The organism is Hydrogenophaga taeniospiralis (genome assembly GCF_020510445.1).
Lineage (GTDB): Bacteria > Pseudomonadota > Gammaproteobacteria > Burkholderiales > Burkholderiaceae_C > Hydrogenophaga.
Genome location: NZ_JAHBAG010000001.1, coordinates 4138494 through 4159883, shown reverse-complemented (window position 1 = coordinate 4159883; position 21390 = coordinate 4138494). Strand labels below are relative to the sequence as shown.

General features: G+C 66.4%; 17 protein-coding genes. 9 read left to right on the top strand and 8 right to left on the bottom strand.

Annotated elements, in window-relative coordinates; all coding sequences use genetic code 11:
- Positions 1-15: 15 nt before the first annotated feature.
- The 4 genes from KIH07_RS19960 (at position 16) to KIH07_RS19945 (ending at position 3279) form a co-directional block, all read left to right on the top strand.
- Positions 16-492 carry a helix-turn-helix domain-containing protein gene (locus tag KIH07_RS19960; RefSeq protein ID WP_226493626.1) on the top strand — a complete coding sequence of 159 codons (477 nt, stop codon included), beginning with the start codon at positions 16-18 and terminating at the stop codon, positions 490-492.
- 4 nt (positions 493-496) lie between these two features.
- On the top strand, positions 497-1009 hold the full coding sequence (locus tag KIH07_RS19955; RefSeq protein WP_226493625.1) for a protein-export chaperone SecB: 513 nt from the start codon (positions 497-499) through the stop codon (positions 1007-1009).
- Positions 1010-1097: 88 nt separating this feature from the next.
- On the top strand, positions 1098-1751 hold the full coding sequence (locus KIH07_RS19950; protein ID WP_226493624.1) for a hypothetical protein: 654 nt from the start codon (positions 1098-1100) through the stop codon (positions 1749-1751).
- Positions 1752-1758: 7 nt separating this feature from the next.
- The gene (locus KIH07_RS19945) at positions 1759-3279 is read left to right on the top strand and encodes a class I SAM-dependent DNA methyltransferase (protein WP_226493623.1); all 1521 of its coding nucleotides are present in this window, start codon (positions 1759-1761) and stop codon (positions 3277-3279) included.
- Between the two features lie 126 nt (positions 3280-3405).
- Here KIH07_RS19945 and KIH07_RS19940 read toward each other — a convergent pair whose 3' ends face one another.
- The 3 genes from KIH07_RS19940 to KIH07_RS19930 form a co-directional block, all read right to left on the bottom strand.
- Positions 3406-4656 (bottom strand): NAD(P)/FAD-dependent oxidoreductase, encoded by a 1251-nt coding sequence (locus tag KIH07_RS19940; protein ID WP_226493622.1) that lies wholly within the window; start codon positions 4654-4656, stop codon positions 3406-3408.
- A complete protein-coding gene (locus tag KIH07_RS19935; RefSeq protein ID WP_226493621.1) occupies positions 4653-4976 on the bottom strand; it encodes a 2Fe-2S iron-sulfur cluster-binding protein in 324 nt (107 codons plus the stop codon). The genes KIH07_RS19940 and KIH07_RS19935 overlap by 4 nt, the downstream gene beginning before the upstream one ends.
- A 64-nt stretch (positions 4977-5040) precedes the next feature.
- Positions 5041-6219 (bottom strand): cytochrome P450, encoded by a 1179-nt coding sequence (locus tag KIH07_RS19930; protein ID WP_226493620.1) that lies wholly within the window; start codon positions 6217-6219, stop codon positions 5041-5043.
- Between the two features lie 111 nt (positions 6220-6330).
- On the opposite strand from KIH07_RS19930, the gene KIH07_RS19925 reads away from it, so the two are divergent.
- Positions 6331-7269, top strand: coding sequence for a helix-turn-helix domain-containing protein (locus tag KIH07_RS19925; RefSeq protein ID WP_226493619.1), 939 nt, complete (start codon positions 6331-6333; stop codon positions 7267-7269).
- A gap of 16 nt (positions 7270-7285) precedes the next feature.
- Here KIH07_RS19925 and KIH07_RS19920 read toward each other — a convergent pair whose 3' ends face one another.
- The gene (locus KIH07_RS19920) at positions 7286-8257 is read right to left on the bottom strand and encodes a LysR family transcriptional regulator (protein WP_226493618.1); all 972 of its coding nucleotides are present in this window, start codon (positions 8255-8257) and stop codon (positions 7286-7288) included.
- Between the two features lie 78 nt (positions 8258-8335).
- On the opposite strand from KIH07_RS19920, the gene KIH07_RS19915 reads away from it, so the two are divergent.
- A complete protein-coding gene (locus KIH07_RS19915; protein WP_226493617.1) occupies positions 8336-8680 on the top strand; it encodes a protocatechuate 4,5-dioxygenase subunit alpha in 345 nt (114 codons plus the stop codon).
- Positions 8681-8783: 103 nt separating this feature from the next.
- Positions 8784-9632, top strand: a complete 849-nt coding sequence (locus tag KIH07_RS19910; protein ID WP_226493616.1) for a class III extradiol dioxygenase family protein — start codon at positions 8784-8786, stop codon at positions 9630-9632.
- 399 nt (positions 9633-10031) lie between these two features.
- Here the strand turns inward: KIH07_RS19910 and rpoD are convergent, their stop codons facing one another.
- Together rpoD and dnaG are read right to left on the bottom strand one after the other, a co-directional pair.
- Entirely contained in the window at positions 10032-12362 is a 2331-nt protein-coding gene (rpoD, locus tag KIH07_RS19905) for an RNA polymerase sigma factor RpoD (protein WP_226493615.1), read from the bottom strand.
- 297 nt (positions 12363-12659) lie between these two features.
- Complete coding sequence (gene dnaG / locus KIH07_RS19900) at positions 12660-14669, bottom strand: DNA primase (RefSeq protein WP_226493614.1); 2010 nt, start codon at positions 14667-14669, stop codon at positions 12660-12662.
- A 44-nt stretch (positions 14670-14713) separates the two neighbouring features.
- Between dnaG and KIH07_RS19895 the strand changes: the two genes are divergently transcribed.
- On the top strand, positions 14714-16360 hold the full coding sequence (locus tag KIH07_RS19895) for an acyl-CoA synthetase (protein ID WP_226493613.1): 1647 nt from the start codon (positions 14714-14716) through the stop codon (positions 16358-16360).
- 132 nt (positions 16361-16492) lie between these two features.
- Here the strand turns inward: KIH07_RS19895 and KIH07_RS19890 are convergent, their stop codons facing one another.
- Positions 16493-18373, bottom strand: a complete 1881-nt coding sequence (locus KIH07_RS19890; RefSeq protein WP_226493612.1) for a gamma-glutamyltransferase family protein — start codon at positions 18371-18373, stop codon at positions 16493-16495.
- A gap of 149 nt (positions 18374-18522) precedes the next feature.
- Between KIH07_RS19890 and KIH07_RS19885 the strand changes: the two genes are divergently transcribed.
- Complete coding sequence (locus KIH07_RS19885; protein ID WP_226493611.1) at positions 18523-20469, top strand: GspE/PulE family protein; 1947 nt, start codon at positions 18523-18525, stop codon at positions 20467-20469.
- A gap of 141 nt (positions 20470-20610) precedes the next feature.
- On the opposite strand, the gene KIH07_RS19880 is transcribed toward KIH07_RS19885, so the two are convergent.
- Positions 20611-21369: a 3-hydroxyacyl-CoA dehydrogenase gene (locus KIH07_RS19880; RefSeq protein ID WP_226493610.1), complete on the bottom strand. Its 759-nt coding sequence runs from the start codon at positions 21367-21369 to the stop codon at positions 20611-20613.
- Positions 21370-21390: the final 21 nt, after the last annotated feature.

Here is a 21390-nt window from a genome sequence, read left to right as displayed (position 1 = left end):
GAGCGAGTACAAGATATGGCACACAAACCCTTGTTTGGCGAACTGATTGCCGCGCACGAAGGCCTGGCCGAAGAGCTGAAGGCCGTGGACGTGGCAGCCGACCTGACACTGCTGCTGAATCACGCTGGCGTTTCGCGTGCCGATCTGGCGCGCAAGCTGGGGTGGAGCCGGGCGCGCGTATCGCAGGTGCTTTCCGGGCAAGAAAACATCACGGTGCAAACCATCGCGGCAGTGGCTGGAGCACTCGGGTACACGTTCGACACGGTGTTTCGCAAAGCCGATGTATCGGCTGCATCGCAACCCTGGAGTCAGCGCACGGCGCTGACCTTGGAGATGAAGGACGAGCCCGACGTTCAGTCCTGGATGAGCCGCAAGACCATGAAGCCGGTTCAAGAGCGCTTTCACGGCGCGTATGAGGTTCAGCACATGGGTCTGACGTTCGACGCTTCGAACCACGAATTCGTGGTGTTGGAGGAAGCCTGTGCAGCTTAGTCCTTTGCAACTGCTGGAGTACGTTTTTGACGGTGTATCGGTGCAGCCTGTTCAGGGCTACAAGGCCGACCCGGATGTCTCCCCGACCTTGGTGTTTTTCCCCGGAAAGCTGAACATTTCGGCCGAGGTCGGTATCGAGCTGTTTGCTGAGGAAGAAAAGTATTCTGACTACGGTGTCCGCTTATTGCTGAAGGTTGGCCCCAAGGCCGACGAACAGGCGCCTTACTTGGTTCAGGTCAATGCGCGTGGGTTGGTTCGCATGCATCTGGTTCAGGCGGAAGGGCAGGCAGAAGAAAGACGGGTGCGTGCAATGGTGAATGGCGTGTCCCTGCTTTTTGGAGCGGTTCGGGAGCTGGTTGTGACCATCACCAGCCGCTCGGTGCACGGGCCATTTCTGTTGCCATCGGTGTCGTTTTCGGACTTGGCCTTGCCAAAAGGAGAGCCAGTTGCCAAGGTGGGTGCTCGCAAGCCCTCCGCCAAACGGACCAAGAAGGTGCCTCAGTCCTCTGGCGATTGAGAAGCCGAGAGATCACGTGATCGTGGCAGTTGGATCAAATCTGTCTCGGTTGCGTTAGAATTTATTCGCAATTCGCGAATAAAGATCAATGTTGCTGAAACCCCAAGACTTGCTGGTTGCGCTCAAGCTGGTTGCCCTCGGCAGCGAGCGGTGGACTTATGCACGGCTGGCCAAAGAACTGGGGCTGAGCGCGTCCGAGGCACACGCGGGTGTGCAACGATGTCTGCGATCCGGTTTGTTGCTGGAGAACGCCACTGCGGACCTGTCGGATGAGGGGGCTCGTGCAGCGCTACTGAGCCAGGACATCTACCCGGTGAAGCCCCGTCGACGCCGGGGGCCACAGGCAAATGCCTCTGGCAATCCGGTTCGCCCGCACGACCGCTTTCTTGCGGAGTTCGTCATTCACGGCGCGCGCTTCGTCTTTGTGCCCGACCGGACTCCAATGGCTGTTGGCGTTCCAACCAGCCACAGCGCCCCCGCTTTTGCCGGCGTGTTTGCTCCCGGCTCAAACGACTACGTATGGCCTCACCCGAACGGCCAGGTTCGAGGGCTGGGCATTGAGCCCCTGCATCCCAACGTACCGTTTGCGGCCACTCAAGATGCCAAGCTCTATGAGATGCTGGCCCTCTTTGACGCATTGCGCGTGGGGCGCGCCCGAGAACGGGGCATGGCCATGGACAGGCTGGCCGCCATCCTCGACCCCAATACGCCAAGACCACCCAAGCCCGCCCCCAAGGGTTGAAACCGACATGAACACCAACACCCATTCCCTCGTCCAGAAACTCTGGAACTACTGCAACGTGCTGCGCGACGACGGCATGAGTTATGGCGACTACGTGGAGCAGCTCACCTACCTGCTGTTCCTGAAGATGGCCCACGAGCGCAGCCAGCCGCCGCACAACCAGCCGAGCATCGTGCCGGAGGGCTACGGCTGGCCCACGCTGCTGGCGCGCGATGGCGATTCGCTGTTTGACCACTACCGCCACACGCTGGATCGGCTGGGCATGGAGCGCGGCACGTTGGGGCTGATCTTTGCCAAGGCGCAAAACAAGTTCCAGGACCCAGCCAAGCTGCGCCGCGTGGTGGCGGACCTGATCGACGCCGAGACCTGGACCATCCTGGGTGCGGACGTGAAGGGCGATGCGTATGAAGGCCTGCTGGAGCGCAACGCGCAAGACACCAAGAGCGGCGCTGGCCAGTACTTCACGCCGCGCGCACTCATCCAGGCCATGGTGGACTGCATCGCGCCGCAGCCGGGCGAAACGATTTGCGACCCGGCCTGCGGCACGGGCGGTTTTCTGTTCACCGCTCACAACCACATCACCGCGCACCACAAGAACCTGACGCGCGACCAGCTCAAGCACCTGAAGGAAAAGGCGTTCACCGGCTACGAGTTGGTGCAGGCCACGGCACGGGTGTGCGCCATGAACCTGATGCTGCACGGCATCGGCTCCGAAAAGTCGGTGCCGGTGGTGGTGGGCGATGCGCTGGGTGCAGACCCTGGCGCGCGCTTTGATGTGGTGCTGGCCAACCCGCCGTTTGGCAAGAAGAGCAGCACGGTGATCGTGGGCGAAGACGGCCGCACGAGCACCGAAAAAGACATCATCGAGCGCGACGATTTCTGGGCCACCACCAGCAACAAGCAGCTCAACTTTGTGCAGCACATCAAGACGCTGCTCGCCACCAACGGCCGCGCGGCGGTGGTGCTGCCCGACAACGTGCTGTTTGAAGGCGGTGCGGGCGAGACCATTCGCCGCCGGCTGCTGCAGGAGTGCGACCTGCACACACTGCTGCGCCTGCCCACCGGCCTGTTTTACGCGCAGGGCGTGAAGGCCAACGTGCTGTTCTTCGACAAGAAGCCGGCGAGCGAAACGGCGTGGACGAAGAAGCTCTGGATCTACGACCTGCGCACCAACAAGCACTTCACGCTCAAGACCAACCCGCTCAGGCGCGCAGACCTTGAAGAGTTCGTCAAGCTCTACAACACCGCCAACCGCAATCAGCGGGAAGCCACCTGGAGCGCGGAGCCTTCGACAGGCTCAACGGGTCCGGAAGGCCGTTGGCGCGCCTACAGCTTTGATGACATCGTGGCGCGCGACAAGGCAAGCCTCGACATCTTCTGGCTCAAGGACGACAGCCTGGCCGACAGCGACAACCTGCCGGCACCGGGCGTGATCGCGCAGGAGATCGTGGAAGACCTGCAGGCGGCGCTGGAGCAGTTCAAGCTGATCGCGGGCGACCTGGGTGCTGATGTGATCGAGGAGGTCTGAATGGGTTGCGCAGGAGGACCCCAATGCCATCCCTCCCCATCCGCCTACCACCGGCTTTGCCGAGCTGGCGGTGAAGTCGCGTGAAGGCTCCTTATGGTGTGTGCCGCCTGAGCCCCGCGCCCCCGCTCACTTCACCAGCAAGCTCGCCAGATCAAACGCCACATCGCCCGCCTGCTCGCGCGTGGGCGAAACGCCGGCATCCAGCAGCTTGCGCACCAGCAGGTGGTCTTTGCTGGCGTTGACGCTGTCGGCGGCAATGAGTTGCTCGCCCTTGAAGTGGTAGACGGTGAACGTGCCGGCGGCCATGTCGCCGCGCACGGCCCAGGCGTCCGCGCCCATGGAGAGGCCGGCCATCTGCAGCTTCTTGTCGTACTGGTCGCTCCAGAACCAGGGCGTGGCGGTGAAGGGGCGCTCTTGTCCGAGCAGCGCGGCGGCGGCGCTTTTGCCCTGCTCGGTGGCGTTTTGCACCGATTCGAGCCGCAGCAGGTTGCCGTCCGCCAGGCGGCGCGCGGTGCAGTCGCCCGCGGCCACGATGAACGGGTCGCTGGTGCGGCCGCAGGCGTCGACCACGATGCCACGGTCGCAAACGAGCCCGGCGGCCTGGGCGAGCTGGTCGTTGGCGCTGACGCCGATGCCCACCACCACCAGGCCCGCGGGCACGACGCTGCCGTCGGCCAGTCTCACGCCACTGACCGCGCCGTCGGGGCCGGTTTCGAGGGCGGCGACCTGCGCACCCAGCATCAGCTGCACGCCGTGGCTGCGGTGCAGCTCGGCGTACCAGTCGGACAGCGCCGGCGCGAGCACGCGGCCGAGCAGGCGCGGCGCGGCTTCGAGCACGGTGACGGCCAGGCCTTTCTTGCGCGCGGTGGCCGCCACTTCGAGGCCGATGAAGCCGCCACCGATGACGACCACCGGGCGCTGCTGTTCGATGCAGGCGGCCAGGCGGTCGGCGATGGCGCTGGCGTCGTCGCGCGTGCGCAGCGCCAGCACACCGGGCGCGTCGCCGCCGGGCAGGGGCAGGGCGCGCGGCGTGCTGCCGGTGGCGAGCACCAGGCCGGTGTAGGGCAGGGCGCTGCCGTCGCCGAGGATCACGGTCTGGGCGCTGCGGTCGATGGCTCTGACGCTGACGCCGGTGCGCAGCCCGATGTTCTTGCGTGCCAGCATCTCGGGCGCGCGCATCACCAGCTGGGCCGCGTCCATCTCACCGGCCATCCAGGCTTTGGAGAGCGGCGGGCGGTGGTAGGGGCCGTGGGGTTCGTCGCCCAGCAGGGTGATGCTGCCCTCAAAGCCGCCGCTGCGCAGGGCCTCGGCCGTCATCACGCCGGCCTGGCCCGCGCCGACGATGACGATGCCGGCCGCGCTGGTTTCGGCGCTCATTCCTGGCATTCCGGCAGGTGCACCACGCCGCCTTCCAGCGCGGGGCCGGCCTTGATCTGGCAGGCCAGACGGCTGTTCGGCCGGCGCTCGGCGACCACGTTTTCCAGCATGTCGAGCTCGCCCTGCGAGGGCGCGGGCAGCACGCCGGCCAGCAGCTCGTCCACGTAGCAGTGGCAGGTGGCGCAGGCGCAGGAACCGCCGCATTCGCCCACGATGCCGTCCACGCCGTTGGCGGTGGCGCCCTGCATCAGGCTCCAGCCGTCGGCGAGGTTGAGGGTGGTGGACTGGCCGTTGGCCTCGACGAAGGTGATGTTTGCCATGGTGTCTCCAGAAAACAGAAAGGCGCTGCCCGGTTGAAGGCAGCGCGATGGTGGGGCCGCCGGCTTAAGCGACGCTGAGTTCGAGCACCAGCGGGCTGCGGAAGGTGCTGGAGGGCATCCACGGCAACTGGTCGGCCACGCGTCGGTAGTCGGGCACCACCTGGTGGAACTCGTCGAAGGCGATCTTCACCGCCAGGCGCGCGATGGCCGTGCCCAGGCAGGCGTGCACACCGCCGCCAAAACCGAGGTGGCCGCGCGGCTTGCGGCCGATGTCGTACACGTCGGGGTTGGGGTACTGGCGCTCGTCGCGGTTGCCGCTGCCGTAGGCCAGGCAGACGAAATCGCCTTCCCTCATGGTCTGGCCGTGCATCGTCACGTCTTTCATCAGGCGGCGGCGGAAACGCTGGGCCGAGGTGTTGAAGCGCAGGCTTTCTTCGATCGCGTCGGGCAGCAGCTCGGGGTTGGCCACCACGGCCTTGCGGGCTTCGTCAAACGTGGCGAGGTTGTAGGCGAACATCATCATGAAGCCGCCGAGCGATTCGACGCCGGCCATGATCAGCGTGGTGGTGGTCAGCAGCACCTCGCGGTCGTCCAGCCGGTCGCCGTCGATCTCGGCCAGCGCGAAGTTGCTGATCAGGTCGTTGCGCGGCTCGGCGCGGCGCATCGCGATCACCTGGCTCGCGTAGTCCTGCATCCAGTTGTAGGCGGCAATGTGTTCCGGGCCCTTGGCGCGGGTGCGGGCGTCGCTCTGCACCATCAGCACGGCGTTGTCGCGCACGATCTGCTCGTCCACGATGGCCTCTTCGCCCATGGGCAGGCCGAGCGCGGCCATCAGCACCTTGACGGTGAACTGCGACGAGACGTCCTTGAAGTCGAACTGCTTCACCTCTTTCAGCTGGCCAAAGACCTGCCGTGCGATGTCGCGCATCGGTTCCTCCAGCGCGAGCAGGTTGCGCTTCATGAACGCGTGCTGGATCAGGCCACGCAGGCGGTCGTGTTTCGGTGGGTCGGAGCTGCCGAGCGTGGCGCCGGCGCGGCCGGGCAGCTCGGTCATGAGGTTGCCGCTGGCGCTGGAGTAGGTCTGCCAGTCCTGGCCGGCGGAGACGATGTCGGCGTAGCGCGAGAGGACCCACATCTGGGCTTCTTCGCTCCAGAAGCAGGGTGCCTCGTCGCGCAGATGCTTGTAATAGGGGAAGGGGTCGGCGTCAACGGCCGGCGAGTACGGATCGAAATGGAAGCTCATGGCTTTTGTCTCCTGTGGGTGGAACCGGGGTGGACTGTAGGCCTCCCGGCTCCGATTGACACTGCACTAAGCAGGGATAATTCTTGTACTTTTGGATCAAGGTGCTCCGCCATGCCGAAAACCAGCCAACCCCCGCCACGCACCAGGCCCTCGCGCGGCCAGCCAGCGGCCATCCCGCGTTTTGCGCTGTACGGCGAGGCCGCGGCACCCGGCCAGGACATGCTGCACATCGAATCGGTGGAATCGCGCAGCCGGCTCTACCACTGGGAGATCGAGCCCCACGTGCACCAGGGGCTGTACCAGATCCTCTGGCTGCAGAGGGGTTCGGCCGAGGTGGTGCTGGACGAATGGCGTGCCTCGGTGGCCGGGCCGGCCGCCATCGTGGTGCCGCCGGGCGTGGTGCACGGCTTTGTTTTTGCGCCCGAAACCGATGGCCGCGTGCTCACGCTCAGCGCCCGGTTTCTGGTGGAGGGCGAATTCCAGGCCGTGGGCGAGGCGTTCCAGGCACTTTTCTCGGCGCCGGGGGTCTTGCATTTTTCGCCCGACGATGGCGAGGCCCAGCGCCTGAGCGTGCAGCTCGGCGAGCTGGCCGCCGAGTTCGCCTTGCCCGGTTCGGCCGACGCGCCGGTGGTGCAGTGGCTGGCGCGGGCCGTGGTCTGGCGCCTGGCCCGCGCGAGCGAGCAGGGCCACCGCGAGGGCGGCGAGCGCGCCCACCAGCACCAGGCGCTGTTCACGCGCTTCCTGCTGCTGGTGGAACAGCATTTTCTGGAGCACTGGCCGCTGGAGCGCTACGCCTCGCGCCTGGGGTTGTCCACGCAGCGGCTCAACCGCCTGGCGCGCGCGGGCAGCGGGCGCAGCGCGCTGGAGCTGGTGCACGAGCGCCTCACGCGCGAGGCCTGCCGGCGGCTGGTCTACATCGCCGCGCCGGCGGCCAGCCTGGCGCTGGAGCTGGGTTTTGAAGACCCGGCCTACTTCTCCCGCTTTTTCAAACGCCGCACGGGCCTGAGCCCGCAGCGCTGGCGCGAGGCGCAGCGCCCGCCGACGGCGTGAAGTGCTCCCCCCTGCGTCATGCGTCGGGGTGGCGCTCCGGTGCCATGGAAAACTGATCAACGCTTGGCACCCCGGCCGTCGCGCCCGGCGCCAGCGCGTCGAGCCGTTCGCGCAGCCAGCGGTGGGCCGCGTCGTCCTGGTGGCGCCGGTGCCAGATCATGTACATCGGCAGCGTGGGGCAGGGCGTGGGCACCTCGGCGCGGGCGAATTCGCGCATGAAGCTGTCGTGCAGCAGGGCCGGCGCCGTGGCCAGTAGCGGGCTGCCTCGCAAGAAGGTGGGCAGGCCGCCGAAGCCCGGCACCATGACGGCAAAGCGCCGGTGGATGCCTTGGGCAGCGAGCGTGCGGTCCAGGTAGAGCGTGCGCCGGGGTTCGTAGACCACGGTGATGTGGTCGGCGGCCAGGTAGTCGGCCAGCGTGGCCGGGGCCTCGCGCACCGCCGCGTCGTAATAGACGCAGTACCGGTCTTCGAAGATGCGCTTCTGCACGATGTCGCTGCCTTCGGGCGGGCGCGGGCTGATGGCGATGTCGCAGACGCCGTCGCGCAGCATCTCCAGGCTCGGGATGTCCGAGGGGATCACGCGCAGCGCCACGCCGGGCGCCTGCTCCCGCAGCACCTGCGCCAGCGCGGGCAGCAGCACGTCGCGCTGGAAGTCGTTGGCGGCGATGGTGATCGTGGTCTGCCAGCGCGCGGGGTCGAAAGCCCCGGTGTGCGCAAAGCCCTGCAATTGGCGCAGCAGTTCGCGCGCTTGCATGGCCAGCTCGCCCGCCCGCGCCGTGGCCACGATGCCGCGCCCGCTTTTCACGAACAGCGCGTCGCCGGTGATGGCGCGCAGCTTGTCGAGCTGGTGGCTCACGGCCGACTGCGTGACGCCCAGCGACTGCGCCGCGCCGGTGATGCTGCCCGCCTCCACCACCGCCACCAGCAGTTGCAGCAGGCGGGCATCCAGGTCTGACCAATCGAAATCATTCATGTGTTTGATGATCATTCATCGGTTTATCTTTGGCAATGGGTTGGAAATACTCGCGGCTTGACACAAGTCAATCCACCCACGCAGGAGACGAATGTGAGCCAAACAATCCCCGGCACCACGCCCTTTGACGGCGGCATGGCCCAGAAGGGCTACGCCCTGAACAAGATGTGTTTCTCGTTCAACGAGAAAGCCAACCGCGAAGCCTTTGTGGCCGACCCTGAGGCCTACATGGCGAAGTACGGGCTGAGCCCGCAGCAAGCGGACGCGATCCGCTCCAAGCAGGTGCTGGCCTTGCTGGACGCGGGCGGCAACGCCTACTACCTGGCCAAGTTCGCCGGCATCTTCGGCCTGGACATGCAGGACATCGGCGCGCAGCAGACGGGCATGACCAAAGAACAGTTCAAAGCCAAATTGGTGGCGGCGAACCATCAATGTTGACCCCCTGTGCCGCTTCGCGTCTTCCCCCAAGGGACTGCACCAGTGGCCCGGCAAAGCCGGTTCCACGGCGCGTGCTGATTAACGGATTTATAAGGATATAGACATGGCACAACTCATCGGTGGCCTGGCCACATCGCACATCCCCGCCATCGGCGGCGCCATCCACAAGGGCCTGCAGAACGAGCCCTACTGGAAACCCTTCTTCGACGGCTTCCCGCCGATTCACGACTGGCTGGGCAAGGTCAAACCCGACGTGGTCGTGGTGTTCTACAACGACCACGGCCTGAACTTCTTCCTGGACAAGATGCCGACCTTCGCGGTGGGCGCGGCGGCCAGCTACAGCAACGCCGACGAGGGCTGGGGCATCCCGACCTTGCCGCCGATGGCCGGTTGCCCGGAGCTGTCGTGGCACATCATCAACCAGCTGATCGCGAAAGAGTTCGACATCGTGACCTGCCAGGAAATGCTGGTGGACCACGCCTGCAGTCTGCCGATGAAGCTGTTCTGGCCGAACGATGCGGTGGCGCCGGTGCAGATCGTGCCGATCAACATCAACACGGTGCAGTTCCCGCTGCCGACGGCGAAGCGGGTCTACAAGCTGGGCAAGGCGGTGGGTGAGGCGATCCAGAGCTGGGACAGCAACCAGCGCGTGGCGGTGATGGCCACGGGCGGTCTGTCGCACCAGCTCGAAGGGGCGCGCGCGGGCTTCATCAACAAGAAATTCGACCTGCAGTTCCTCGACAGCATGGAGACCAACCCGGAGTGGGTGACGCAGTTCAGCGATCTGGAGATCGTGGAGAAGGCGGGAACCCAGGGCGTGGAACTGCTGATGTGGGTGGCGATGCGCGCGGCGCTGACGGTGGGCGGGGCGGGGGTGCGCAAGGTGCACAGCAATTACCACATCCCGATTTCGAACACCGCCACGGGGGTGTTGGCGTTGGAGACGGTTTGATTCTTTGTCTTCTGTTTTTGTGCGAAAGGGGGAGCCGTTGGCTCCCTTTTTTGTTCTTGCCTGCTTTTGTGGTGAGGCCGAGAGCACCGGGCGCTTGACTCCGCTCATGTCCCCCGGAACGGGCTTTGCCCGTTCCTCCTCCTTTACTTCGCTGCGCCAAGCACCCGGCGCTCCCGGCCTGCCAGTTGGTGGGCGCGCCCGCGGGGGGGAGCCAGCAACGTGTCCGGTTCGATGCAGTCGGGTGTTCTGCATAGCGAAGTAAAGGAGGAGGCGGCCGCAGGCCGCCGGGGGACATGAGCGGCGCAGAGCGCCCGACTGCATCGAACCCACCAACCCAGCTGGCACGAAAAAAAAGGGAGCCAAAGGCTCCCTTTCCAGGCACGTCAGAAAGACTGCCGATTACAGCGTGTCGATGAAGCTGCGCAGCTTGTCCGAACGGCTCGGGTGCTTGAGCTTGCGCACCGCCTTCGACTCGATCTGACGGATGCGCTCGCGCGTCACGTCAAACTGCTTGCCCACTTCTTCCAGCGTGTGGTCGGTGGACATCTCGATACCGAAACGCATCCGCAGCACCTTGGCTTCGCGCGGGGTGAGGCTGTCCAGAATCTCTTTCACCACCTCGCGCAGACCGGCCTGCATCGCCGCCTCGATCGGCGCAGTGTTCGCCTGGTCTTCGATGAAATCGCCCAGGTGCGAATCGTCGTCGTCACCGATCGGGGTTTCCATCGAGATCGGCTCCTTCGCGATCTTCATGATCTTGCGGATCTTCTCTTCCGGCATCTCCATCTTCTCGGCCAGGATCGACGCATCGGGTTCGAAACCGAACTCCTGCAGATGCTGGCGGCTGATGCGGTTCATCTTGTTGATCGTCTCGATCATGTGGACCGGGATGCGGATCGTGCGCGCCTGGTCGGCGATCGAACGCGTGATGGCCTGGCGGATCCACCACGTGGCATAGGTCGAGAACTTGTAGCCACGGCGGTATTCGAACTTGTCCACCGCCTTCATCAGACCGATGTTGCCTTCCTGGATCAGGTCCAGGAATTGCAGGCCGCGGTTGGTGTACTTCTTCGCGATCGAGATCACGAGGCGCAGGTTGGCCTCGATCATTTCCTTCTTGGCGTCGCGCGAGGTGGACTCGCCCTGGTTCATCCGCTTGTGGATGTCCTTCAGGTGCGCCAGCGGCACGACCACGCTGCTCTGGATCGTCATCAGGCCCTGTTGCAGTTCCTGGATGGGCGGGATGTTGCGCGCCATCACCACGCTCCAGGGCTTGCCGGCGGCGGCCTGCTTCTCCACCCACTTCAGGTTCAGCAGGTTGGCCGGGAAGTCGGCGATGAACTTCTCCTGCGGCATGCCGCACTTGTCCACGATGATGCGGCGCAGTTCGCGTTCCTTCTTGCGCACGTCGTCGACCTGGCTGCGCATGGTGCTGCACAGCTTTTCGATCGCCTTGGCGGTGAAGCGGATCGACATCAGCGTCTCGGTGATGGCCGCCTGCGTCTTGAGGTAGGTCGGGCCGCCGTAGCCTTCCTTGTCGTAGGTCTTGTGCAGCTTCTCGAACAGCGTGCGCATGGCGTCGAAGCGGGTGAGAGCTTCGCGCTTGAGTTCTTCGAGCTTGCGGGTGAGCGCCTTGGAGCCGCCCTTGCCGTCGTCGTCATCGGCTTCGTCGTAGTCGTCGAAGTCTTCTTCGGCCACGTAGTCGTCGGCTGCGTTGGCGTCGGCAAAACCGTCCACCACGGTGGAGATCACGACCTTGCCGTTGCGGATTTCCTCGGCCATGGCCAGGATGTCGGCGATGGTGGCGGGCGATTCGGAGATCGCGGCCATCATGTCGTTCAGACCACCCTCGATGCGCTTGGCGATCTCGATTTCACCTTCGCGCGTCAGCAGCTCGACCGTGCCCATTTCGCGCATGTACATGCGCACCGGGTCGGTGGTGCGGCCGAATTCCGAGTCCACCGTGGAGAGCGCGGCTTCGGCTTCTTCTTCGGCTTCTTCTTCGGTCGCGGCGGTGGGGCCGGTGTTGTTCAGCAGCAGGGTTTCGGCGTCGGGCGTCTGTTCGTAGACGGCCACGCCCATGTCGTTGAGCAACGAGACCACCACCTCCAGCGTCTCGGCCTCGACCAGCTTGTCGGGCAGGTGGTCGTTGATTTCGCCGTGCGTGAGGTAGCCGCGTGTCTTGCCCAGCTTGATCAGGGTCTTCAGGCGCTCACGGCGGTTCTTGGCTTCCTCTTCGGACAGGACGGTTTCGTCCAGGCCGAATTCCTTCATCAGCGCGCGCTCCTTGGCCTTACTGATCTTCATGCGCAGCGGCTTGACCTTTTCGGTCGGCTGCGCGGAGGCGTCCACCACCTCGGCTTCGACTTCACCGGTCAGGTCGTCTTCAATGTCGCTCAGGTCGGCGTCGTCGAGATCGGCACCAGTGCTGACCGACGAGGCCTTGGGCTTGCGGCCGCGCTTGGCGGCGGGTTTGTCGGACGCGGCCTTGGCGGGGCGACCGGCTTTTTTCTTGACGCTGCCTTCGAGTTCGTCGTCGAGCGCTTCGGGGGCGGCCTTGCGGGCGGTCGTCTTGGCGGCCGGGGTTTTGGCCGCGGCCGGGGTGGGGGTCTTGGATGTCGTCACAGGGGCTTTCTTCGGGGGCGCTTTGGGGGTCACCGCAGCGGCGCTGGCTTTCTGGACGGGCTTCTTGCTGGACACGGCGGACGTACTGGACTTCTTCGCAGGCATGAGGACCTCAAAAAAAATGTCAGGAAAAGAACCGGCAGGACTCACAAAAAACGCCAGACAGCCGCAGCCTGCGGACAACCCCGGTGATTTTGTTGGGCACTACACCCACCTTTCGCCGGAAAGGGTGGGCCTGCAAGCTGTTGGGGCGAACATTTGGTGTGCAGTCCTTGCGGGGTTCCGTCAGGACCTGGGTGGGTCGCTGAGGTGGCCAGGAGAGGTATCCATCAAGCCCCGATGCTTGGGGGCCGGGCCGGTGCCGGAGGTGCTGCTGTCGCGCTTGCGGTGCAAAACCTTGGATTATACCGCTGAACCGGTTTTCAGGGCCTGCAGCTCGGCGCTGATGCGCTTGTAATCCTCCATGGCGCCAGGGTCTCCCCGGGCCACGCGCTCGGCGATCTGGCGGGCGAGTTCTTCCAGCCGGTCGCGCCGCAGGCGGGCCATCACGTCGGCGAGTTCGGCCGTTTCCGAGGCCGGGTCGTTGCCGATGGTCGCCTGTTCCACCTCGGTGCAGGCGAAAGCCTCGTGTTCGCTGCCGCGCAGGGCCTCGCGCAGGGCCGCCCAGGGCTGGGGGCCGTGCTCGTGCAACTGGGCTTCGAGCCAGGCGAACACAGGGCCGTGCGGCGCCGGCAGGTGGGCCAGCAGGGCGTGGTCGTCGGCCGAGAGGCTGTCCCAGGCCTGGGCATTGGCCAGCAACAGGCCCACGGCCCTGTCGGCCCGGCTGCCGCCCGCGCGGCGCTGGCCGAGCATGCGCGGCGGCGGCGGAGGGCCTTTGCGCCATTTGCCATAACCCTTGTTGCCGTAGGAGCCTTTGCCGTAGCCGCTGTTTCCGCCACCGCCGCCATAGCCCCCGCCGCCCGATGGGCTGTAGGACTGGGCGTAGCCGCCACCCATGGGATCCCCGTGGTCCTGGGGGTGGCTGCCGCCGTCATAGCCGTGCGCCGGGGACGCCGATGGCTCATGGTTCGCCGGGCGCTGGGCGCGCGCGCCTCCACCGGTTTGTTGCCAGAGCTGCAGCAGGTCGGAACTGCCGATGCCGATGCCGTTGGCCAGTTCGGTGATCAGCTGGCGTTTCAGGGCTCCGTCGGGCAGGGCGCTCCACAGCGGGCGGGCCTGGCTGGCCATGCGCGCGCGGCCTTCGGCGGTGGTGAGGTCGCAGTCGGCACTGGCGGCATCGACCAGAAAGCGCGAGAGCGGCACCGCCTCTTTCACGCATTGGGCAAAGGCTTCTTCGCCGTTGGCGCGGATGAAACTGTCGGGGTCGTGCTCGGCGGGCAGGAACAGGAACTTCACGCTGCGCGTGTCGGTGGCCAGGGGCAGGGCGGCGTCGAGCGCCTTGCGCGCGGCGCGCCGGCCTGCGCCGTCGCCGTCGAAGCTGAAGACCACGCTGTCGGTGAAGCGGAACAGCTTTTGCACATGGTCGGCGGTGCAGGCCGTGCCCAGCGTGGCCACGGCGTTGGCAAAGCCGAGCTGGGCCAGGGCGACCACGTCCATGTAGCCCTCGGTGACCAGGGCGTAGCCCGCCACGCGGATGGCGGTGCGGCCTTCGAACAGGCCGTAGAGTTCACGGCCCTTGCTGAACACCGGCGTCTCGGGGGAATTCAGGTACTTGGGCTCACCCTTGTCGAGCACGCGTCCGCCAAAGCCGATGTATTCGCCCTTGACGTTGCGGATCGGGAACATGATGCGGTCGCGAAAGCGGTCGTAGCGCTTGGCCTCACCGTCCTGGCCTTTTTCATCTTCGTGCACGATCACCATGCCGGACTCGACCAGCAGCGCATCGGCGTAGTCCGGGAACACGCTGGCCAGGCTGCGCCAGCCTTCAGGCGCGTAGCCCAGGCCGAAGGTCTTGGCGATCTCGCCCGAGAGGCCGCGCCCTTTGAGGTAGCTCACGGCACGCGGCGAGGCCTTCAGGTGCTTCATGTAGGCGTGTGCCGCCTTCTCCAGCACGTCGTTCAGCGTCACCTGCTTCTGGCGCTGCAACGCGGCGCGCTCGCGGTCTTGCGGCGATGCATCGTCTTCGGGCACCTGCAGGCCGGTCTGCTGGGCCAGGTCCTTCACGGCTTCGATGAAGCTCATGCCGGCGTGTTCCATCAGGAAGCCGATCGCGTTGCCATTGGCGCCGCAGCCGAAGCAGTGGTAGAACTGTTTGGTCGGGCTGACGCTGAACGACGGCGATTTTTCGCCGTGGAACGGGCACAGTCCCATCAGGTTGGCTCCGCCCTTCTTCAACTGGACGTAGCGGCCCACCACGTCGACCACGTCGACGCGGTTGAGCAGTTCCTGGATGAAGGTTTGCGGTATGGCCACCTGGCTATTCTCCCCCACGCGTCAAGACCAACAGGAGACATCACATGACCAGCATCTACGACCGGGATCTGCCCCGCAACGAGGCCAATTTCGCCCCGATCTCGCCGTTGTCGTTCATTGAGCGCACCGCCGAGGTCTACCCGGGCCGGCTGGCCATCGTGCACGGCGCGCTGCGCCAGACCTGGGCCCAGACCTATGCGCGGGCGCGCCAACTGGCCAGCGCCCTGCTGCGCGCCGGCATCGCCAGGAACGACACGGTGGCCGTGATGCTGCCCAACACGCCACCGATGGTGGAGGCGCACTTCGGCGTGCCCATGGCCGGCGCCGTGCTCAACGCGCTCAACACCCGGCTGGACCCCGAGGCGATCGCCTTCATGCTGGACCATGGCGAGGCCAAGGCGGTGATCGTGGACCCGGAATTCGCCGGCACCCTGCGCAAGGCGCTGGATCTGCGGCAACACAAATCGCCCTTGCTGGTGATCGATGTGGAAGACGCCCTCTTCACCGGGGAGACGCAGACGGTGGGCAGCACCACCTATGAAACCTTTCTGGATGGCGGCGACCCGGCCTTCGCCTGGAGCCTGCCAGCCGACGAGTGGGACGCGATTGCGCTCAACTACACCAGCGGCACCACCGGCAACCCCAAGGGCGTGGTCTACCACCACCGGGGCGCGGCCACGAACGCGATCAGCAACATCCTCGAATGGGACATGCCCAAACACGCGGTCTACCTCTGGACGCTGCCCATGTTCCACTGCAACGGCTGGTGTTTCCCCTGGACGGTGGCGGCGCGCGCGGGTGTCAACGTTTGCCTGCGCCGCGTCGAGGCACCGGCCATTTTTGACGCCATGCGCGAGCACGGGGTCACCCACTATTGCGGCGCGCCCATCGTGCACGGTCTGTTGGTCAACGCCCCGGCCGCCATGAAGGTGGGGGTGCCCGCGGGCATCAGGGCCATGGTGGCGGGCGCCGCACCGCCGGCCTCGATGATCGAAGGCATGGAGCAGATGGGTTTTGACCTCACCCATGTGTACGGTCTGACCGAGGTCTACGGACCGGCCACGGTCTGCGCCAAACACGAAGCCTGGGATGCGCTGGACATTGGCGAACGCGCCCGGCTCAACGCGCGCCAGGGCGTGCGCTACCACCTGCAGCGCGACGTGCGCGTGCTCGACCCCGAGACCATGAAGCCCGTGCCGCAGGACGGCGAAACCATGGGCGAGATCATGTTCAAGGGCAACATCGTGATGAAGGGCTACCTGAAGAACCCCAAGGCGACGGCGGAGGCGTTTGTCGGCGGCTGGTTCCACAGCGGTGATCTGGCGGTGCAGTACCCCGACGGCTATTTCAAGATCAAGGACCGCAGCAAGGACATCATCATCTCGGGCGGCGAGAACATCTCGTCCATCGAGGTGGAAGATGTGCTGTACCGCCACCCCGACGTGTTGGCCGCCGCTGTGGTGGCGCGGCCGGACCCGAAGTGGGGCGAGACGCCGTGTGCCTTCGTGGAACTGAAGTTCGGCGTGCACACCACACCCGAAGAGATCGTGGCGCACTGCAGGAAGCACCTCGCGGGTTTCAAGGTGCCGCGTTTTGTGGTGTTCGGTGAACTGCCCAAGACGAGCACCGGGAAGATCCAGAAGTTCGAGTTGCGCAAGCGGGCTGGGTCGGCGGCGGCGATTGACGTCTGACTTTTTTCGAACCTGCACCTCGCGCCGATACCTCGAGCCTGCACCTCGCGCAGGTCGATGGCGTCACCCCCGTTCTCCGGCCCACGCTCGCCGTCGGCCGTTCGTGCGCTTAGCCGTTACGAACAAGTGGCATCAATCCCCCGCCACGATCCCCTCGCGCCGCGGGTCGGCGCCGCCGAACCACACCGGCTCGCCGTGTGCCTGGCCACGCACGATGGCCTGCAGGCCGCTGGGCATGGGCGTTTCGCTGACCGTGTGACCGCGCTGCTGCAGCGCCTGCACCGTGGTGGCGGGGAAGCGCCCGGCTTCCAGCATCAGCGGGCCGCCCAGCGTGCCGAAATTGGGCAGGTCGATGGCAGCCTGGGGCAGCAGGCCCCAGTGGAGCACGCCCAGCAGCGTCTTGGCGGTGAAGTGGATGATCAACGCGCCGCCGGGGCTGCCCGCGCTCATGAGCAACTGGCCACTGTCTCGATCGAACACCAGGGTGGGCGACATGGACGAACGCGGTCGTTTGCCGGGCTCGACGCGGTTGGCCACCGGCCGGCCCTGCGCGTCGGTGGGTGTGAAGCTGAAATCGGTGAGCTGGTTGTTGAGCAGGAAGCCGCCGGGGCGCGTGGGGTCGGTGCTCACCATCAGCCGCGCGCCAAAGCCCGCTTCGATGGTGGTGGTCATGGCCAGGGCGTTGCCCAGGCCATCGACGATGCTGATGTGGCTGGTGCCGTACTCGGGTTGCTCGGGCATCGCGGCCCAGGCACTGGGCACGCCGCCGGGCTGGCCGGCCGGGGCCTGTGGCGAACGCGTGGGGCCCAGCAGCCGGGCGCGCTCGTCGAGGTAGCGGGCGTCGAGCAGGCTACCCCAGCGGCCGGCCGGCGGGGCGACGAAGTCCGGGTCGGCCAGGTACTGGGCGCGGTCGGCGAAGGCCAGGCGGGACGCCTCGGCGTAGGCGTGCAGCCAGTCGGGGCCGGGCCGGCCGTCAGCCAGCGGGGTGGTGGCTTGCGGCGTGCGCGCCAGCAGGCCCAGGACCTGGCCGATGGCGATCGCGCCCGAGCTGGGCGGCGGAAAGCCGCACAGGCGCAGCGCGCGCTGCGGCGCCGCGTGCTCGTGGCACAGCGCCTCGCGTTCTTTCGGCCGGTAGCCAGCCAGGTCGTCCAGGCCCAGCCGGCCGGGGTTGGTCGGATGCGACTGGACCTTGTGCACGATGGCCTGTGCCACCGGGCCGCTGTACAAAGCCTGCGGCCCCTGCGCCGCGATGGCCCGCAGCACCGCGGCGAGCTCGGGGTTGCGCAGCACATGGCCCACCGGGTGGGGCTGGCCGTCCGCGCGGTAGAAGTAGGCGGCGGCCACCGGGTCCTGCCGCAGTGCGGTCTCGCCCTGCAGCAGGGTGTGCAGGCGGGGGCTGACGGCAAAGCCCTGTTCGGCCAGCGCAATGGCGGGCTCGAACAATCGCGCCCAGGGCAGGCGACCGTGCTGGCGGTGCGCCTGGGCCAGCATCGCCACAGCCCCGGGCACCCCGACCGAGCGGCCGCCCACCACCGCTTGCGCGAAGGGCAGGGGCCGACCGTCGGTGTCCAGGAACAGCTTCTCGTGGGCCGCCGCGGGCGCGGTTTCGCGTCCGTCGAACGCCTGGACCCGCCGGCCGTCGTGGTGCAGCAGAAAGGCGCCACCCCCGATGCCGCTGGACTGCGGCTCCACCAGCGTGAGCACCATCTGCACCGCGATCGCGGCGTCCACCGCACTGCCGCCGGCGCGCAGCACCTGGGCGCCCGCGTCGGTGGCCAGCGGGTTGGCGGCCGCCACGGCGAAGTGGCGTGTGGTCCAGCCCGGTTTCTCGGTGAGGCCGGAAGCGCTTTCGGGCTGTACCGGCAGGTCCGGCGCCTGGTAGGTCCAGCCGCGTCCGGCCGGTGGTGCGCCGCAGGCGGTCAGCAGCAGCGCCGTGAGCAAGACGGACAGCCATGCAAACAAACCGTAACCATTGACGGGCGTGCGATGCGGCGAAAGTGTGTGTTTGGTCATGACAAGTCCAGTTGGCGGATGGGCGGTCACAGGGATGCGTGATGGATTGCCGCTGGTCAAGCGGTGACGATTGGCCTCGCGCTATTCTGAAGTTCTGAAGCTTAAAGTCGAGCCTTTGTCCCCACACACCAAGCAAGAAGGACGTCCGGATGTCGTTTTCCCCGCCGCCGCTCGTGGTTCCCGGTGCCCCCAGTGCGGCGTTCCGTTCCGATGTGCACAGCCTGCCCTTGCTCATGGTGGCGATTCAGGCCCAGCACAGCCAGCCCATCGTGAGCCTGCGCGAGGCCTTGCTGCAACTGCACATCCTGGATGCCGCCACGATCAGGGCCCTCGTCGAGGAAGACCCCAACTTGCTGCGCTCGCGCGCGGGGGAACTGGTGCAGCGCGTGCTGTTGACGGACGATGAGCTGCACCGGGCACTGGCGCGGGTCGCGGGTGTGGTGGAGGTGGAAGTGCTGGGGTTCGACGTGCCGCGCAAGGCTTTCGAGCTGCTGCCGCTGCGCCAGGCCTTTGCCCACCACGTGGTCCCGCTGGGCATGGCCGACGAGCAGTTTTTTATCGCCTCCTGCATGCCCACCAGCCCGGAGCTGCACCGCGAGCTGTGCTCGCTGACGGGGCACTCGGTCAGCCTGGTCTGGGCCAGCCGGGAGGCGATCGCGCGGCGGCTGGAGCTGCAGTCCCGCATCGAACACGCAAGCCACGGCCAGATCGATGGCGCGGTCGTGGGTGACGTGGTCCACAAGCTGGTGTCGACGCCGCCCGCGGCCACATCCGGCGATCAGTCGATGATCGAGGATCTGGTCATGCAGGCCATGTTGGAGGCGGGCAGCGGGGCCGAGGCCGAGCAGCTCGCTTCGGCCAGCGAGTCGGCCGGCCTGGTGCGGCTGATCAACCAGATGATCGCCGAGGCGCAACGCACGCATGCGTCCGACATCCACATCGAGACCAACCCGGGCGACGCGCTCACGGCGATCCGGTTCCGCCGCGACGGCGATCTGGAACCCTATGTGTGGCTGCCCGCCAAACTGCGGGCACCATTGGTCTCACGCATCAAGATCATGGCCCGGCTGGACATTGCCGAGCGGCGGCGCCCGCAGGACGGCAAGATCGATTTCTCGGAGTTCGGCGGCAATGCCCTGGAGCTGCGCGTGGCCGTGATGCCCACGCACGACGGGCTGGAGGACGTGGTGCTGCGCCTGCTCGAATCGGCCAAGCCGCTGCCGCTGTCCCGGCTGGGCCTGCAGCCACGCGACCTGGACCTGATCGCCGGGTTTTCACAACGCACCTATGGCATGGTGCTCGCCGCGGGCCCCACCGGTTCGGGCAAGACCACCACGCTGCACTCCATGCTGTCGGAGGTGAACACCAGCGAGCGCAAGATCTGGACCGCCGAGGACCCGATCGAGATCACCCAGCCGGGGCTGCGCCAGGTGCAGATGAACACCAAGATCGGCCTGACTTTTGCCAGCGCTATGCGCGGCTTCCTGCGGGCCGATCCGGACATCATCATGATCGGTGAAATCCGCGACAGCGAAACCGCCAAGATCGCGATCGAAGCCTCGCTCACCGGCCACCTCGTGCTCTCGACGCTGCACACCAACAACGCGTGCGAGAGCGTGGTGCGGCTGCTCGATCTGGGCATGGACCCGATGAACTTCGCCGACTCGCTGCTGGGCATCGTGGCGCAGCGCCTGGTGCGTGCCTTGTGCACCCACTGTGCGCAGTCCGCCCCGCTGGACGAAGAAGCCTGGGAGGCCTTGCTGCAGGAGTACATGGAAGGCAGCGAACTGAGCCGTCCGCAGGCCGTGGAGCGTCTGCTGGCCGCCACGGGCGCCGAATCGCAGGGGCAGCTCCAGATCCGCCATGCGGTGGGCTGCGAACACTGCGGTGGCAAAGGCTACAAGGGGCGGGTGGGCATCTATGAAATCCTGCAGAACAGCCACGCCATCAAAGAGCTGATCCAGAACCGGGCCCGGCCGTCGGAGATCTTCGAGACGGCGGTGAACGAAGGCATGCGCAGCCTGCGCCACGACGCGCTGGAAAAGGTGGTGCAGGGCCAGATCGACCTCAAACAGGCTCGCACGGCTTACCGGTAAGCCCCTTAGATACTGACACGTTCAGGGATGGATCCTCCGGCGCGAGATGCCGCACCCAGGATGCGGTGGAACCGGCTCTGCCGGGCCACACGCATCGCCCCCTTGAGGGGGGCGCGCGAAGCGCGGCGGGGGTGTTCCGTCTTAGCGCGGCGCCAGGCGGATCGCGCCGTCCAGGCGGATCACCTCGCCGTTGAGCATGTCGTTTTCGATGATGTGTTTGGCCAGCTTGGCGTAATCCTGCGGCGTGCCCAGGCGGCTGGGGAAGGGCACGCTGGCGGCCAGCGCGTCCTGCACCTCCTGCGGCATGCCGAACAGCATGGGCGTGCCGAAGATGCCAGGGGCGATGGTCATGTTGCGGATGCCGTTGCGCGCCAGGTCGCGCGCGATCGGCAGTGTCATGCCGACCACGCCGCCCTTGGAGGCCGCGTAGGCCGCCTGGCCGATCTGGCCGTCGTAGGCCGCGACGCTGGCGGTGCTGATCATCACGCCGCGCTCGCCGGTGGCCTCGGGTTCGTTCTTGCACATGGCTTCCGAGGCCAGGCGGATCATGTTGAAACTGCCGACCAGGTTGACCATGATGGTCTTGGTGTAGACGGCCAGCGAGTGCGCGCCGTTCTTGCCCACGGTCTTTTCGGCGGGCGCGATGCCGGCGCAGTTGACCAGCCCCATCAGCTTGCCCATCGAGACCGCCTTGGCGACAACGGCCTGTCCGTCGGCTTCGTTGCTCACATCGCATTTGACGAAGGCGCCACCGATCTCCTTGGCGACCGCTTCGCCTTTTTCGGCCTGCATGTCGGCGATCACGACGGTGCCGCCGTTGGCCGCCAGCATGCGCGCCGTGCCTTCGCCCAGACCGGACGCGCCGCCGGTGACGATGAATACCTTGCCTTGAATGTCCATGGGTGTGCTCCTCGGGTGGTG

Excerpts from the sequence above, each read along its gene's own strand:
- KIH07_RS19960 (WP_226493626.1), top strand. The coding sequence starts at position 16 with ATGGCACACAAACCCTTGTTTGGCGAACTGATTGCCGCGCACGAAGGC.
- KIH07_RS19950 (WP_226493624.1), top strand. The coding sequence starts at position 1,098 with ATGTTGCTGAAACCCCAAGACTTGCTGGTTGCGCTCAAGCTGGTTGCC.
- KIH07_RS19945 (WP_226493623.1), top strand. The coding sequence starts at position 1,759 with ATGAACACCAACACCCATTCCCTCGTCCAGAAACTCTGGAACTACTGC.
- KIH07_RS19940 (WP_226493622.1), bottom strand. The coding sequence starts at position 4,656 with ATGAGCGCCGAAACCAGCGCGGCCGGCATCGTCATCGTCGGCGCGGGC.
- KIH07_RS19935 (WP_226493621.1), bottom strand. The coding sequence starts at position 4,976 with ATGGCAAACATCACCTTCGTCGAGGCCAACGGCCAGTCCACCACCCTC.
- KIH07_RS19930 (WP_226493620.1), bottom strand. The coding sequence starts at position 6,219 with ATGAGCTTCCATTTCGATCCGTACTCGCCGGCCGTTGACGCCGACCCC.
- KIH07_RS19925 (WP_226493619.1), top strand. The coding sequence starts at position 6,331 with ATGCCGAAAACCAGCCAACCCCCGCCACGCACCAGGCCCTCGCGCGGC.
- KIH07_RS19920 (WP_226493618.1), bottom strand. The coding sequence starts at position 8,257 with ATGATCATCAAACACATGAATGATTTCGATTGGTCAGACCTGGATGCC.
- KIH07_RS19910 (WP_226493616.1), top strand. The coding sequence starts at position 8,784 with ATGGCACAACTCATCGGTGGCCTGGCCACATCGCACATCCCCGCCATC.
- rpoD (WP_226493615.1), bottom strand. The coding sequence starts at position 12,362 with ATGCCTGCGAAGAAGTCCAGTACGTCCGCCGTGTCCAGCAAGAAGCCC.
- KIH07_RS19895 (WP_226493613.1), top strand. The coding sequence starts at position 14,714 with ATGACCAGCATCTACGACCGGGATCTGCCCCGCAACGAGGCCAATTTC.
- KIH07_RS19890 (WP_226493612.1), bottom strand. The coding sequence starts at position 18,373 with ATGACCAAACACACACTTTCGCCGCATCGCACGCCCGTCAATGGTTAC.
- KIH07_RS19885 (WP_226493611.1), top strand. The coding sequence starts at position 18,523 with ATGTCGTTTTCCCCGCCGCCGCTCGTGGTTCCCGGTGCCCCCAGTGCG.
- KIH07_RS19880 (WP_226493610.1), bottom strand. The coding sequence starts at position 21,369 with ATGGACATTCAAGGCAAGGTATTCATCGTCACCGGCGGCGCGTCCGGT.